The following is a 14,502-nucleotide window of genomic DNA, read 5'->3' on the forward strand; positions in this document are numbered from 1 at the left end:
GACCAGGCAGTAGTCTTGTCTGTCGTGACCGCTGCCGATTACGCCGAACAGCTCAAGGACCTCGACGCCACGCTGCGCAACATCGAGGCTGTGCTCGACCTCGACAAGCTGCGCGAGCAGAAGGCCCGGCTGGAGCAGGAGGCCTCCGCCCCCGACCTCTGGGACGACCAGGCCAAGGCGCAGCAGGTGACGTCGCAGCTGTCGTACGTCAACGGCGAGATCACCAAGCTCGGTGACCTGCGCTCCCGGCTCGACGACGCCGGGGTGCTGCTGGAACTCGCCCAGGCCGAGGACGACCCGGGCGCGCTGACCGAGGTCGAGTCGGAGATCACCGGGCTGACCAAGGCCATCCAGGAGATGGAGGTCCGGACGCTGCTCTCCGGCGAGTACGACTCGCGGGAGGCGCTCGTCGCGATCCGGGCCGGCGCCGGTGGCGTGGACGCCGCCGACTTCGCCGAGATGCTGCTGCGGATGTACCTGCGCTGGGCCGAGCGGCACGGCTACCCGACCGAGGTCTACGAGACCTCGTACGCCGAGGAGGCGGGCCTGAAGTCGGCCACCTTCACGGTGAAGGTGCCCTACGCCTACGGCACGCTCAGCGTGGAGTCCGGCACGCACCGGCTGGTGCGGATCAGCCCGTTCGACAACCAGGGCCGCCGGCAGACCAGCTTCGCCGGGGTCGAGGTGCTGCCGGTCACCGAGCAGACCGACCACATCGACATCCCGGAGAACGAGGTCCGGGTGGACGTCTACCGGTCGTCCGGGCCGGGCGGGCAGAGCGTCAACACCACCGACTCGGCGGTGCGGCTGACCCACATCCCCACCGGCATCGTGGTGACCTGCCAGAACGAGAAGTCCCAGCTGCAGAACAAGGCCTCCGCGATGCGGGTGCTCCAGGCCCGGCTGCTGGAGCGCAAGCGGCAGGAGGAGGAGGAGAAGCTGGCCGGCCTGAAGACCGGCAGCACCAGCTCCTGGGGTGACCAGATGCGCTCGTACGTCCTGCACCCGTATCAGATGGTGAAGGATCTGCGTACCGAACAGGAGACGGGCAATCCGTCCTCGGTCTTCGACGGTGACTTGGACAGCTTCATCGAGGCGGGAATCCGCTGGCGGAAGCAGCAGCAGCTCAGCGCTGACAGTGCGTGATCACGGTTGGACGCAGCGCGTCATCGATCTCGGGCTGACCGGGTAAATCGATGACGCGCACCGCTTCGGCGGGGCGTGGGGCTTGGCTCTGCGGTTACACCGCGTAGACTACCGACCCGTGATTCAGCTTGAGCAAGTGACGAAGACGTACCCGAAGGCGTCCCGGCCTTCGCTCGACAACGTGTCCGTCTCGATCGAGAAGGGCGAGTTCGTCTTCTTCATCGGTCCATCCGGCTCCGGCAAGTCCACCATCATCAAGTTGCTGCTGCACGAGGTCACGCCCAACAAGGGCCGGGTCGTCGTCAACGGCAAGGACGTCACGTCGATGCGTTCCTGGAAGCGACCCCACTTCCGGCGTTCCATCGGCTGCGTCTTCCAGGACTTCCGGTTGCTGCCGAACCGCACCGCGTACGAGAACGTGGCGTTCGCGCTGGAGGTGATCGGTAAGACGAAGGCGGTCGCCCGCCGGGTCGTGCCGGAGGTGCTGGAGCTGGTCGGTCTCGGCGGCAAGGAGCACCGCTACCCGCACGAGCTCTCCGGTGGTGAGCAGCAGCGTGTCGCGGTGGCCCGGGCGTTCGTCAACCGGCCGCTGATCCTGCTGGCCGACGAGCCGACCGGAAACCTGGACCCGGACACCTCGATCGAGATCATGCGCCTGCTGGACCGGATCAACCGCACCGGTACGACCGTCGTGATGGTCACGCACGACTCCAACATCGTGAACCAGATGCGGCGCCGGGTCATCGAGATCGAGAGCGGCCGCATCGTGCGCGACCAGGCCCGGGGCGTCTACGGCTGAGCCGGACGACGTTCCGTAGACCCTGACGACGAAACCTCACGCCGGAGAGCCGGAGGATATCCCGATGCGGATGAAGTACGTCCTGTCCGAAGTACTGGTCGGGCTGTGGCGCAACGTCACCATGACCATCGCCATGATCATCACAATGGCGGTGTCGCTGTTCATGCTGGGCGGCAGCGGCCTTCTCTACCAGAAGGTCGGCGACATGAAGGACCTCTACTACGAGAACGTCGAGGTCTCGATCTTTCTGAAGACCGATGCCACCAAGGAACAGGTCGACGCGCTGGGCCAGCAGCTCGGCCAGGACCCGCTGGTCAAGGACTCGACGTACGTCAACAAGGAGCAGGCGTACGAGCGCTTCCAGCAGATGTACGCCGACGCCCCGGACCTGGTCAGCGCCGTCAAGCCGGACCAGCTTCCCGAGTCGTACCGGGTGAAGCTGAACGACCCGGAGCAGTACAAGGCGATCTACGACAAGTACAAGGCCACCGAGGGCATCGACACGATCGTCGACCAGAGCAAGCTGCTCGACAAGGTCTTCGGCGTGCTCAGCGGGTTCCAGAACGGCGCCCTCGCGATCGCCACCGTGATGGCCATCGCCGCCCTGCTGCTCGTCGCGAACACCATCCAGGTCGCCGCGTACAGCAAGCGGCGTGAGGTGGCGGTCATGAAGCTCGTCGGCGCGTCGAACTGGTTCATCCAGGCGCCGTTCGTGCTGGAGGCGGTGGTGGCCGGTCTGTTCGGCTCCATCCTGGGCCTGCTCGCGTTGGTCGGGGTGAAGCTGCTGTCGGCCGGCAGTTCGATGGCGGCCCTGGAGGGCCTCATCACCCCGATCTCCTGGTCCGAGATCTTCCTGACCTTCCCGCTGATGGCCGCCGTCGGTGGCGTGGTCAGCGCGGTCACCGCCTGGGTCACGCTCCGCTTCTACCTGCGGGTCTAGTCACCTCGTACGGCTCACCGAGGGCCCTTCCGCGCCGGAATAAACGGCGCGGGAGGGCCCTTGTGGTTCCGGTAGCATGATCTCCGCTCGCCGGCCGGTGGCCGGTGAGTCGATCAGGAAGGGGGTGGCGCCGATGCCACGGGAAAAGGGTCGCAAGGTGGTCGCCTCCAACAAGAAGGCACGCCACGACTACGCCATCCTCGACACGTACGAGGCGGGCATGGCGCTGACCGGCACCGAGGTCAAGTCGCTGCGGGCCGGGCGGGCGTCGCTCGTGGACGCGTTCGCCCAGGAGCGCGACGGCGAGATCTACCTGCACGCCATGCACATCCCGGAGTACGCCCAGGGCACCTGGACCAACCACGAGCCCCGGCGTACCCGCAAGCTGCTGCTCAACCGGCTGGAGATCGACCGGCTGCTGGGCAAGCTCAAGGAGAGCGGCCTGACGCTGGTGCCGTTGCAGGTCTACTTCTCCGACGGCTGGGCGAAGGTGGAGATCGGCCTGGCCCGGGGTAAGAAGTCGTACGACAAGCGCCAGGACCTCGCCAAGCGGGACGCCGACCGGGAGATCGCCCGGGCGGTGGGCCGGCGCGGCAAGGGCATGGGTGAGTGATACGTCCGGTTCGTCCGGTGGCCCGCGTCGGGCGGGCCTCGGGATGAAACCGGTTGCGCCAGGCGTTAGGCTTGGTGTGCTGCCGACAAGGGCAGCGCTTCGAGGGGGTGACTGGTTTCGACTTCGTACGCAGCGACAGGGGAAGCGAGCCGAGGAAGCCGACGTCGTCTCGAGAATCGGTCGTCGGAAACCAATAAGCGCCAAGAACAATCGCGCTGACTTCGCTCTCGCCGCCTGAGGCGAGTAGCAAGTCTGTCGGCCTGGGAGTGCCTTCGACCCAGTTAGCCGGCATCAGCTAGAAGGCTGGCCAATCGGACCCGGTCGCGGGGTCCGTGCGGCGAGATCAATCAGCGACTGGGCCCGTCACACCAACTTGCTCGCGTGAGCGGTGGGGCCGAGTAGAGGCATAGCGAGCTGCGCTCGGAGAAGCCCTGACAAACCGGCGAAGGACCCGGGTTCGATTCCCGGCACCTCCACCACACAGACTGTGCGCCCCGTCCACCCGGACCGGGGCGCACAGTCGTGTCCGGGGTGGTTGAGCCCTGCTGGGGCGGCTGATACAGACGGGGCAGATGAGGCGGCGCCGACCGCTGGACAGCGCCCGGAACCAGGTCCACCATCGCCATACGGGTTCGCACCCAGCAGCGGGAGGTGTCCCCATGGTCACCAGTCCGATCCAGCAGCCGACCGCCGTGCTCCCGAGCGCCTCCGGTGACCTGCGCGCCCTCGGGCGGGCACTGGCCACCGCCGGGCCGCGTTGGCGGGAGCGACTTCTCACCGATCTGGACCCCGTCCGGCGGGGTTTCACCGAGCACGTCCGCGTCACCGAGGGAACGGGTGGGCACTACGCCGACCTGGTGCGCGCCGCACCCCGGCTGGACCGGGGCGTACGCCTGCTGGTCGGCGAGCACGCCGCGATCAGCGCGGCGCTCGCGGCGCTCCAGCACTCCGTACGCCTGCCAGGGGTGTCCGCCGCGGAGGTGCGGGCGCGCACCCGCGACCTGCTGCGCGCGCTCGACCGGCACCGGCGGCACGGCGCCGACCTGCTCTGGGAGGCGTACCAGGCTGACCTCGGCGGCGAGGACTGAGGCCGGGAACCGGCCGGGACGGGCACGCGTCCAACTCGGTATGCGTCGCGTGCTCGCACTGCTCGGGATCCCGTTGCTGGCCCTCTCCGCCTGCGCCACGCCCGGCGCCGATCCGGGGCTGGCCCCGCCCGCCGCCGGCCCGGACCAGCGGCCCGCCTTCACCGAGCGGGCCGAGGAGGTGGCAGCGGGCTGGCGGCCCGGGCCGGGCTGGCGCGACGGGTACGTGCCGCTCCAGGACCCGACGGTGCTCACCGGCGATCCGGGCTTCACCGAGGAGACGAAGACGGCGTTCGGCGCCGGCTGGTACCGGGACCAGATCCCGATCCCGGCCGACGTGCCGAAGGACGGCACGATCCGGTTCCCCGACGGCACGCTGCGGGTGCCGCTGGTGAGCGCCGCCGACGCGTACGCCGAACTCCACCAGGGCGACCCGCCGCCCTGCGACGGGCGCCCGGCCGCACCGGACCCGGCACCGACCGGGCGGCCCGGCCCGAACGACCCGGTGTCGACCTCGGCGCCGGGCGCGTGCGTGGCGCTCACCGTGACCGGGGTACGGCTGGGCACGGCACCGGTGTGGACCAGCCGGGGACGTGCCGAGGTGCCCGCCTGGCTGTTCACCGTGGACGAGCTGGCCGTACCGGTGGCGCGGGTCGCTGTCGCACCTCGCGTGACCGGCCGGGCCCCCGGCGGCGCGGTGCCTGCCCGGCCGCTCCCGGCGGGCCTGGTGTCCGCGCAGCAGCTTCGGGCGGTCGAGGGCGACCGCATCGACTACCTGCTGGGCGTCGGCGCCTGCGACGGCCCGCCCACGCCGCTGGTGCTGGAACGGCCGGACGTGGTGGTGATCGGCGGCGCCGTCGTCTCGCCCACCGGCCCCTGCACCGCGCAGCTCGTGATGAAGCCGGTGAGCGTCACGCTCAGCGCGCCGCTCGGCGGCCGGGCCGTGCTGGATGCCGCCAGCGGCGCGCCGCTGACCGTCCGGCCCGGCTGAGGCTCACAGGATCCGCGGCACGTCGGTGCTGATCGGCACCGGCAGCACCGTCGGCCGGTCCGCGTCGAGCGCGGTGGCGAGCGCCGCGCCGAGCCCGTCCAGCGTGGTCACCTCACCGGCGCAGCCGTAGCCGTGCGCCACCGCCGTCACGTCCAACCCTGGTAGGTCCAGCGCGGGCACGCCAGGGGTGTGCTTCAGCTCGGCGAACGCCTTCAGGATCGCGTACTGCTGATTCACCGGGACCACGACGGCGAGCGGCAGGCGCAGCCGCGCCGCCGTCCACAGAGCCTGGACCGAGTAGTGGAACGAGCCGTCGCCGACCACCGCGACGACCGGGCGGCCACGCCCGGTGTCGCGTTCGGCGAGCGCCATGCCGACCGCCGCCGGCAGCCCGAAGCCGAGGCCGCCGCTGGCCATCGTCAGGTACGAGCGCGGCCGCTCGATCGGCAGCCGGCGGCGCAGCGCGGCCAGGTTGGACGGCGACTCCTGCACCAGCACCCCGTCCGCCGGCCACACGGCGGCGAGCGCGGCGAACAGCGCATCGGCGCTCGGCGGGTCGGCCGGCTCAGGCAGGGCCGGCTGCGGGCGCGGTGACGGCGCCGCCCGGTCGGTCGCCGGCAGCAGCTCGCACAGCGCGGCCATGGTCAGCCCGGCGTCACCGAGCAGGCTCTCCCCGACCGGAGCGCGGGCCGCCTCGTCCGGGTCGTCGGTGACGTGCAGCAGCCGCGCGTCGCCGGGCAGGTAGTCGCCCGGCACGTGCGGGTAGTAGCGGAACACCGGCGCACCCACCACCAGCACCACGTCGTGGCCGCGCAGCGCCTCCGACAGCGGCCCGATCGCGTACGGCAGCACGCCCCGGAAGTGCGGGTGGCGCTCCGGGAACACGGCTCGCTCCGGCGCCGGGGCGGCCCAGACCGGGGCGGCCAGGCGCTCGGCCAGCGCCACCGCGTCCGGCCAGGCGTCCGACCGGTCCACCGCCGCGCCGAGCACCAGCGCCGGGGCGCGGGCGGCGGCCAGCGCGCCGGCGAAGCTCCGCAGCCGGTCCGGGTCCGGCGCGATCCGGGTGGCGACGGTACGCACCTGCGGCGGCGGGTCGGCCGGACGGTCCCAGTCGTCCATCGGCAGGGAGAGGAAGACCGGCCCGGCGGGTGGCTGCACCGCCGAGGCGTACGCCCGCATGAAGGCCGCCGGGATGTCCTGCGCGCGGGCGGGCTCGTGGGCCCACTTGACGTACGGCTGGGCCAGCTCGACCGCCCGGGGGCTGGCCAGGCGCGGCTCGATCAGCAGCATCTCGCGGGTCTGCTGGCCGGCGCTGACGATCAGCGGGGTCCGGTTGTGCCAGGCGGTGACCAGGTTGCCCATGCCGTTGCCGGTGCCCGGCGCGGTGTGCAGGTTGACGTGCGCGGGCCGGCCGGTGCCCTGGGCGTAGCCGTCGGCCATCGCGACCGCCGACGCCTCCTGGAGCGCGTGCACGTAGTGGAAGTCGGCCGGGAACTCCTGCAGGAACGGCTCCTCGGTCGAGCCGGGGTTGCCGAAGACCGTGGTCAGGCCGAGCGCGCGCAGCAGGTCGTAGGTCGCCTCCCGCACCGTCGCCATCGCCGGCTGCCTCCGTTCCGCACGCGGATGCCGGAGCCGGCCCGGTGCCCAGTCTCCCGACCAGCCGAATCTATCGGGCCGAAGGCGACTTTTCGGGCGCTTCCCGCTGTCAGGGCAGCGGGAACGGCAGCGTGATCCCGTCCAGGGCGCTCCCGCACGCGCACTCCCGCTCGGCGGGCAGCGCCGCCACCGCGTCCAGCAGCAGCCCGCGCAGCCGGTCGGTGTTCTCCGCGAAGACCCGGAACACCTCCTCGTGGGTGACCGACTCGCCCGCCTCGACGCCCGCGTCCAGGTCCGTGACCAGCGCGATGGACGTGTAGCAGAGCGCCAGCTCACGGGCCAGCACCGCCTCCGGGTGGCCGGTCATGTTCACGATCGTGCCGCCCATCGAGGCGAACCAGCGCGACTCCGCCCGCGTCGAGAAGCGCGGACCCTCGACCACGACAACCGTCCCGCCGTCCACCGCCGGCACGCCCCGACTGGCGGCCGTGTCCAGCAGCGTGCGCCGCCCGGCCGGGCAGTACGGGTCGGCGAACGACACGTGCACCGCGCCCCTGTCGTAGTACGTCTGCGTGCGCCCGCTGGTGCGGTCGATCAACTGATCCGGCACCACGAACGTCCCCGGACCCAGCTCCGGCCGCAGGCCACCGACCGCGCACGGTGCCAGCACCTGGCGTACGCCGAGCGACCGCAGCGCCCACAGGTTGGCCCGATAGGGGATCAGGTGCGGCGGGTAGCGGTGATCGCGCCCGTGGCGGGGCAGGAACGCCACCCGGCGACCGCCCACCTCGGCGACGGTGATCGGGCCCGACGGCTCGCCGTACGGGGTGTCCACCACGTGCTCCACCCCGTCGAGCAGGGCGTAGAGCCCCGACCCGCCGATCACCGCCAGTTCGGCCTGCGCCGCCATCCGGCCCTCCCTCGATCCGTCGTGATCACCCGCCCGCCAGACCTTAACCAGCGGGCCGGACGCAGGCTATGGTGCGTGACATGGCGTTGACAGGGTGGACGGTCGACGGCCTCGGGCCCGTACGGGCGCACGGCTGACGGGTGTCGGACATGCAGGGTGAGGGGCAGGCGATCGGTGGCCGAGCCATGGAGTCGATGACCGGACGACTGCTGGTCGCGACACCAGGGCTCAAAGATCCGAACTTCGACCGTACGGTCGTGCTGCTCGTCGCCCACGAACCCGGCGGTGCCCTCGGGGTGGTGCTGAACCGGGCCACCGAGGTCTCCGTGGCCGACGTGCTCGGCGACTGGAGCGACCTGGCCCGCGACCCTGCGGTGCTGTTCGAGGGCGGCCCGGTGCAGCCCGACTCCGCCATCTGCCTGGCCCGCATGCGGCATCCCGTCCGGCCGGTCAAAGGCTTCCACCGTGTGTCCGGCGCGGTCGGCACGATCGACCTCTCGGTCGACCCGGAAAAGCTGCGCGAGGCCGTCGGCGGGATCCGGGTCTTCGCCGGCTACTCCGGCTGGGGCGCCGGGCAGGTGGAGCGCGAGATCGAGGAGGGCTCCTGGTTCGTGTTCGACGCGCTGCCCGGCGACGCCTTCGTCGACCGGCCGGATGATCTCTGGCCGATGGTGCTGCGCCGGCAGGGCGGCATGATGGCGGCGGTGGCCCACTTCCCGCCCGATGTGGCGCTGAACTGAGCCGGGTGCGAGGGCCCCCGCGAGATGACCATGCCGGGCGGCGTGTGTATAGTTCTCTCCGTGCCCGGGCGACCGGGGACGACCGCAAGGGGCCGTGGCGCAGCTGGTAGCGCACCACACTGGCAGTGTGGGGGTCAGGGGTTCGAGTCCCCTCGGCTCCACCTTGTGTTTGTACAGGTCAAGCGACATCTCTCATCGAGAGATGTCGCTTTTCTTGATCTTTTGGTCAAAGATTTACTCACAGTTGCGCCCCACACTCTCACCCGGACAGCAAGATCGACAACCGCGTCCGGGACGCGTCCTACCTGGTGTTTTATGTGGCCGTGACCCAAAGGCTTGCAAGAGCGAAAATGTGGGGCGTGATCACGCCGCGAAGGTGCCTATTGAGCTGATATACGTGGAATGTTGTTTCTGCGCCTAATTCTTCCACCGGAAAAGGGTATTTCAACCTGATTTTGCGCGCTGCCGGAGAAGTTGGCTCAGCGCTCAGGTTTGGCTCTGGCTGCGGCCCGCACAGTCTCTGGGTGCGTCTGCAGCAGGACGAGCAGCACACCAGCATCTGGCTCTCCCCGCAACGCCGCAGCTACGCCATGACGGACGGCAGCGGTCTTGGCGTAGCCACAAAGGTAGCGCCGGACCTGAGTCTTTCTCTCGCTCACCCTTGGTGAGATCGACAACTGCATCTGTCCGATTCTGGGCACGTCATCCTCACCAGTTGTGTTCGGGTCTTGACGCGGAGGGGTGGTGATCTTAGCGTCCTCGATCACTTGGCTCGTGGATTCGGGGGGCGTGGTGGGTGGGTTGGTTTCGTCGCGGTTGTTCGCGCGGCTGGGTTGGCTGGTACGGCGTGGAGCGTTGCCGACCGCGGTGGCGGTGGGGTTGTCGTTGTTGCCGGTTGTGCCAGCGCAGGCGAAGCCAACGCCGAAGCCTGCGGCGGATGGGGTGGCGCGGGATCGTTCGGTGCCGGTGTCGGCGGTGAAGCCGAAGAAGGCTGCGCTGCCCGCGATGGAGAAGTTCAAGCCGGCGCAGGTGTCGTGGCCGTCTGCAGGGGCAGCGCTGGTGAATCTACCGCTGTCGGCTGATGGGTCGCGGCGGCTTCCTGCCCGCGCGAAGGTCGGCGGGCTGCCGGTTGCCATCGCTCCCGCTGCGGCGTCGGCGAAGGCGGCTGGTGGTGCGGCTGTCCCGCCTCGGGTGGCGGTGCGGGTGTTGGATCGGGCTGCGGCGCGGCGGGCTGGTTTTCCGCTGGCGGTGAAGGTGGCGCGGGCGGATGGCCGAAGTGAGACGGGTCGGGTTGAGCTCGAACTCGATTACTCGGCGTTTCGGCATGCTTACGGCGCGGACTGGGATTCCCGCCTCCAATTGGTCTCTCTGCCGGCGTGCGCGTTGACGTCACCTGAGGTGGAGGGACTGTAAAACGAACGGTGTAACTCCTGATCAAGGAGCAGCACCTGATGTCTGATGGATCGACGATCGCCGTGGATACTGCCGCGGTGGCGAAGAACGTGCCGGGGCAACCGGCGGAGGGTCTCGACGCGGAGCTGGTCGGCCAGCTGGTGGAGCAGGCCCGTGCGGCGGGTCTGCAGCTGACCGGTGACGGCGGTTTGCTGCAGCAGCTGACGAAGCGTGTCCTGGAGTCAGCCCTGGAAGGTGAGATCACCGATCACCTGGGCTATGACAAGGGCGACCCGGCGGGCAAGAACGGCGGGAACTCCCGCAACGGTGTGCGGGCCAAGACGGTGCTGACGGACGTCGGCCCGGTCGAGATTGAGGTGCCGCGTGACCGCGACGGGTCGTTCACACCGCAGATTGTGCGCAAGCGCCAGCGTCGGTTGTCCGGCGTTGACGACATGGTTATCTCGCTGTCGGCCAAAGGCCTGACGACCGGGGAGATCCAGGCCCACCTGGCGGAGGTGTATGGCGCCGACGTGTCACGGCAGACGATCTCAACGATCACCGACAAGGTCGTCGAGGGGATGACCGAGTGGCAGAACCGGCCCCTGGACCCGGTCTACCCGGTGATCTTCCTCGATGCAGTGCACGTGAAGATCCGCGACGGGAAGGTCGCCAACCGGCCCATCTACCTGGCCCTGGCCGTCACCGTCGAGGGCACCCGCGACATCCTCGGTCTGTGGGCCGGCGATGGCGGCGAGGGCGCCAAGTTCTGGCTGCAGGTCCTCACCGAGCTCAAGAACCGGGGCGTCGCGGACGCGTGCATGGTGGTCTGCGACGGGCTCAAGGGCCTGCCGGATGCGATCGGTGAGGTGTGGCCGGAAGCGGTGGTGCAGACCTGCGTGATTCATCTGCTGCGGGCGTCGTTCCGGTATGCCGGCCGGCAGCACTGGGACGCCATCGCCAAGGCTCTCAAGCCCGTCTACACCGCGCCGACCGAGTCGGCTGCCCGAGCCCGGTTCGCCGAGTTCACCGAAGCCTGGGGCGGGAAGTATCCGGCGATCGTCAGGTTGTGGGAGCAGGCGTGGGCGGAGTTCGTGCCGTTCCTGGCCTTCGACGCCGAGATCCGCACCGTCGTCTGCTCCACCAACGCCATCGAAAGCGTCAACGCCCGCATCCGCCGGGCCGTCCGCGCCCGTGGGCACTTCCCGAACGAGGCAGCCGCGCTCAAGTGCGTCTACCTCGCGGTGATGAGCCTGGACCCGACCGGGCAGGGCCGCCGGCGGTGGACCATGCGCTGGAAACCAGCCCTGAACGCCTTCGACATCGCCTTCGAAGGACGCCTCTCCGCAGGCCGTAAGTAACCGTCAACAACCCGAGTTACACCGTTCGTTTGACAGACCCGATGTGTATGGGATGGGTCTAGAGACGCAGTGTAAAACTGCTGGTTGCGTATCCGGTCAGGCCGTCTGTGAATGGGAGTCGGAGCGATGTTCGTTCCAGTGGGGCGCAAAGTTGATCGGTGAGGCGCGGACAGCCTACGCCGTTGACTTAAGTTACTCGATCTACGTCGACGGAGAAGCTGTCATCCTCAACCGCAACTACGGCCATCCCGAGCCGGGGACATACATGTTCCACGGGGCATGGGGTGCCCCAGTACCGGGGGGCCGGCCTAGAGGGACTGAGTCGCGATTCGAGTTAAAACGGGGGAGTACTGTGCGCATTGAATTTTCAGGAACCCTTGTTCTGCCTGGGGGGCGGCCTGCCACGTTAGCGGGCTACGGCACTTGGCAATTGTGATCCGACACGGGGGCAGGGCAGGGCGGAGCGGGGCGCGTGATTTACGTCGGTCCAGTCCGTCGCCATTGCGAACTGAGCTACGTCGTGGCCTGCCATGGATGTCGCCCTGTCCTGATCCCCGCCGGCTGCGCCGGTTGGTATTGTCCCGTGGGTCTATTCGCCTCTGGCTAAGGGACGTCTCGTAACTGGGTGAAGGCGTTGCGTGGGATGGGGCCGGTGGTCAGCCGGCGAGGATGATGTTGTGGAGGTTGGCGATGCCGGAAGCGGCGTCGGTCAATGTGTGGGCGGCGCGGCGGTAGTCGCGCAGGATCTTGAAGCACTTCATCCTGGCCAGGGCGTGTTCGACCCCTGCTCGGACGGTGCGGTGTTCGATGTTGAGGGCTTCCTTCCAGTCCGGCAGTGTGCTGCCGTCGGTGGGCTTGCGGTACGGCATGATCACCTCGGGGTTGCCGCGGTAGCCGCCGTCGGCCATCACCGGCCGCCCGTCCAGCTTCTCGGCAATGCCGGAGGTGCGGTAGACGATGGTGTCGTTGCGGTTGCCGGGCTGCGGGTCGCCGACGGCGATGACCAGGCGGGTGGAGGCGTCGATGGCGACCTGCAGGTTCGTTGAGTACCGGTAGTTCTTGCTCCGGGCTGCCAGGCGGTGATCGCGGGTGGGGATCAGGGTGCCGTCGACGATGGCGATCTGCTCGACCGGCCGTTTACGCACCGGCGCCAGGGCCAGCAGCGGCGCGAGGGTGTCGATGACCCGGTGCGCTGCGGAGTGCGACACCCCGAACAGCGGGCCGATCTGCCGCATGGTCAGGTTCGTGCGCCAGTAGGTGGCGACCAGCAGCACCCGATCGGCGAGATCCAGGGCCCACTGCCGACCCGGCCGGCCGTCGGCGATGCCGTCCCCGCCGCGTTCGGCGACCAGCCGGACCAGCTTGCAGAACTGGGCGGGCTGCAGCCCAGTGAACGGGAAGATCCAGTCAGGGTTGGCTGCGGTGATCACCTGCACCCAGGGATCCTGACCGATCGTCCTGACTAGACAGACACCGGGGTTACGAGACGTCCCTTAGATGCCCAACTGGAGCAATTAGGTGAGGTGAACCAGTGCCGCACCACCAGTAAGGTTGCTCTTTCTTTTGGTGGACCGACCGATCGATGTCTTCGGTGGAATGAACGCTTATATGCGCCCCTGTATTGTGAAGGGGGCACGTCGGCCATACCTGCCAGAGCACGCCCATTATTGTGTCCTGTGCCGCTTCGGCTATACGGCCGAGCAGCGAGGCAGGGCTGGTCGCCACTAAATCTGATACGGGCTCACCATGAAAGCGGCCATCGCTCAGTGCTATAAAAAGTTCGTCGTTCACCCAACGGAGTTTCAGGGTTATCGTGCCCGTAAAAGTGGCATCGACGTCCCGCTGAACAGTGGCAAGCGCTTGCGTTACTGGAGATATCTCAGACATCAAGCCTTCATTCTACCTGGTAGTACCAGATCCGTAGTCGCCTGTAACTAAAAATTGAAAGAAGGTGCTAAGGTCATCTTATGACCTTCGAAGTCTGCCTACCCTGCGAGGGTCGGTCAAGGCTTCGGCCATCTTCGTGCCGGAACGTCGGGCGGTGTGTTCCCTCGACGAAGGTCAGCCGGACCGGGCGGTCAGGCAGCCCTTTCTGGGCACGTGGCGCATACAGAGCAGGGGGTCTATCAAGTTAACGGCTGATCTTGGTTGTCGAGGTGGTCAGTCGTTGGCGAGGGTGAGCCGGCCTTCGAAGGCGATATGGAAGGCGTTCAGCGGGGCCTTCCAGCGCCATGGTCCACCGCCGGCGCCCGGCGCGGTCAGGTCGAGGCTCATCAACGCCATGTAGACGCACTTGAGTGCGGCTTGCTCGGTGGGGATGTGGCCGCGAGCACGCACGGCTTTGCGGATACGGCCGTTCACGCTCTCGATCGCGTTCGTGGAGCAGATGACCTTGCGGATCTCGACGTCGAAGGCCAGGAACGGCACGAACTCGGCCCAAGCATTCCCACAGCCTGACGATCGCCGGATACTTCTTGCCCCAAGTGTCGGCGAACTCGAGGAACCGATCGGTCGCGGCGTCCTCGGTCGCCGCGGTGTAGACCGGCTTGAGCGCTTTGGCGATCTTGTCCCAGTCCTGCCTTGCGGCGTGGCAAAACGAGTTGCGCAGCAGATGCACGACACCCGTTTGTACGATCGATCGCGGCCACACAGCGTCGACCCGATCGTAGACGTGTCTGATCCACAACAGTGGAACCCATTCGCGTACAACAATAATAGCCCCGTGACGTTGTCGGACCCATCCGGGCTGAAGTCCTGCTGATTATAGGTGCGGGCCAGGCGCAGACTGCGAATACATAAATGGGAACGTCGTTGTAAAGCCTGGCAACAATGACGGCTGTCATGGCTCTTGTGGCTACGACGACTGGGCGAAGGTGCGGAAGAGGTCGCAGCCGAAAAGTGGAGGCAAGAAGCCGAAGCCGGTCAAGAA

At 68.3% G+C, this 14,502-nt stretch carries 12 protein-coding genes, 1 tRNA gene, 1 other RNA gene and 1 pseudogene; 10 read left to right on the forward strand and 5 right to left on the reverse strand.

The window, feature by feature from the left end; genetic code table 11:
• Positions 1-24: 24 nt before the first annotated feature.
• From prfB to CLT75_RS29950, 7 genes are all read left to right on the forward strand, one after another.
• A complete protein-coding gene (gene prfB / locus CLT75_RS29920; RefSeq protein WP_013284224.1) occupies positions 25-1,146 on the forward strand; it encodes a peptide chain release factor 2 in 1,122 nt (373 codons plus the stop codon).
• Positions 1,147-1,264: 118 nt separating this feature from the next.
• Positions 1,265-1,945, forward strand: coding sequence for a cell division ATP-binding protein FtsE (gene ftsE / locus CLT75_RS29925; RefSeq protein ID WP_013284225.1), 681 nt, complete (start codon positions 1,265-1,267; stop codon positions 1,943-1,945).
• 64 nt (positions 1,946-2,009) lie between these two features.
• Entirely contained in the window at positions 2,010-2,885 is an 876-nt protein-coding gene (gene ftsX / locus CLT75_RS29930; protein WP_013284226.1) for a permease-like cell division protein FtsX, read from the forward strand.
• A gap of 133 nt (positions 2,886-3,018) precedes the next feature.
• A complete protein-coding gene (gene smpB, locus CLT75_RS29935) occupies positions 3,019-3,498 on the forward strand; it encodes an SsrA-binding protein SmpB (protein WP_030271124.1) in 480 nt (159 codons plus the stop codon).
• Between the two features lie 103 nt (positions 3,499-3,601).
• Positions 3,602-3,977: a transfer-messenger RNA gene (gene ssrA, locus CLT75_RS29940) on the forward strand.
• A gap of 180 nt (positions 3,978-4,157) precedes the next feature.
• The gene (locus CLT75_RS29945) at positions 4,158-4,586 is read left to right on the forward strand and encodes a hypothetical protein (protein WP_135243465.1); all 429 of its coding nucleotides are present in this window, start codon (positions 4,158-4,160) and stop codon (positions 4,584-4,586) included.
• 40 nt (positions 4,587-4,626) lie between these two features.
• Positions 4,627-5,574 (forward strand): hypothetical protein, encoded by a 948-nt coding sequence (locus CLT75_RS29950; protein ID WP_135243466.1) that lies wholly within the window; start codon positions 4,627-4,629, stop codon positions 5,572-5,574.
• A gap of 3 nt (positions 5,575-5,577) precedes the next feature.
• Here the strand turns inward: CLT75_RS29950 and mdlC are convergent, their stop codons facing one another.
• A complete protein-coding gene (gene mdlC, locus CLT75_RS29955; RefSeq protein ID WP_135243467.1) occupies positions 5,578-7,170 on the reverse strand; it encodes a benzoylformate decarboxylase in 1,593 nt (530 codons plus the stop codon).
• A gap of 109 nt (positions 7,171-7,279) precedes the next feature.
• Positions 7,280-8,080: an S-methyl-5'-thioadenosine phosphorylase gene (locus CLT75_RS29960; RefSeq protein WP_135243468.1), complete on the reverse strand. Its 801-nt coding sequence runs from the start codon at positions 8,078-8,080 to the stop codon at positions 7,280-7,282.
• Positions 8,081-8,229: 149 nt separating this feature from the next.
• Between CLT75_RS29960 and CLT75_RS29965 the strand changes: the two genes are divergently transcribed.
• Both CLT75_RS29965 and CLT75_RS29970 read left to right on the forward strand, forming a co-directional pair.
• Positions 8,230-8,820 (forward strand): YqgE/AlgH family protein, encoded by a 591-nt coding sequence (locus CLT75_RS29965; RefSeq protein WP_135243469.1) that lies wholly within the window; start codon positions 8,230-8,232, stop codon positions 8,818-8,820.
• A gap of 88 nt (positions 8,821-8,908) precedes the next feature.
• Positions 8,909-8,981, forward strand: a tRNA-Ala gene (locus CLT75_RS29970).
• Between the two features lie 318 nt (positions 8,982-9,299).
• Here CLT75_RS29970 and CLT75_RS29975 read toward each other — a convergent pair.
• Entirely contained in the window at positions 9,300-9,839 is a 540-nt protein-coding gene (locus tag CLT75_RS29975; protein ID WP_135243470.1) for a hypothetical protein, read from the reverse strand.
• Between the two features lie 432 nt (positions 9,840-10,271).
• On the opposite strand from CLT75_RS29975, the gene CLT75_RS29980 reads away from it, so the two are divergent.
• Positions 10,272-11,573 carry an IS256 family transposase gene (locus CLT75_RS29980; protein WP_104113157.1) on the forward strand — a complete coding sequence of 434 codons (1,302 nt, stop codon included), beginning with the start codon at positions 10,272-10,274 and terminating at the stop codon, positions 11,571-11,573.
• Positions 11,574-12,229: 656 nt separating this feature from the next.
• On the opposite strand, the gene CLT75_RS29985 is transcribed toward CLT75_RS29980, so the two are convergent.
• Together CLT75_RS29985 and CLT75_RS29990 are read right to left on the reverse strand one after the other, a co-directional pair.
• Positions 12,230-13,009, reverse strand: a complete 780-nt coding sequence (locus CLT75_RS29985) for an IS5/IS1182 family transposase (protein WP_030275477.1) — start codon at positions 13,007-13,009, stop codon at positions 12,230-12,232.
• Between the two features lie 724 nt (positions 13,010-13,733).
• Positions 13,734-14,226: pseudogene (locus tag CLT75_RS29990) on the reverse strand (transposase); the annotation flags it as partial.
• Positions 14,227-14,502: the final 276 nt, after the last annotated feature.

This window comes from Micromonospora sp. CNZ285 (genome assembly GCF_004637285.1).

Excerpts from the sequence above, each read along its gene's own strand:
- ftsX (WP_013284226.1), top strand. The coding sequence starts at position 2,010 with ATGCGGATGAAGTACGTCCTGTCCGAAGTACTGGTCGGGCTGTGGCGC.
- smpB (WP_030271124.1), top strand. The coding sequence starts at position 3,019 with ATGCCACGGGAAAAGGGTCGCAAGGTGGTCGCCTCCAACAAGAAGGCA.
- CLT75_RS29945 (WP_135243465.1), top strand. The coding sequence starts at position 4,158 with ATGGTCACCAGTCCGATCCAGCAGCCGACCGCCGTGCTCCCGAGCGCC.
- CLT75_RS29950 (WP_135243466.1), top strand. The coding sequence starts at position 4,627 with ATGCGTCGCGTGCTCGCACTGCTCGGGATCCCGTTGCTGGCCCTCTCC.
- mdlC (WP_135243467.1), bottom strand. The coding sequence starts at position 7,170 with ATGGCGACGGTGCGGGAGGCGACCTACGACCTGCTGCGCGCGCTCGGC.
- CLT75_RS29960 (WP_135243468.1), bottom strand. The coding sequence starts at position 8,080 with ATGGCGGCGCAGGCCGAACTGGCGGTGATCGGCGGGTCGGGGCTCTAC.
- CLT75_RS29965 (WP_135243469.1), top strand. The coding sequence starts at position 8,230 with ATGCAGGGTGAGGGGCAGGCGATCGGTGGCCGAGCCATGGAGTCGATG.
- CLT75_RS29980 (WP_104113157.1), top strand. The coding sequence starts at position 10,272 with ATGTCTGATGGATCGACGATCGCCGTGGATACTGCCGCGGTGGCGAAG.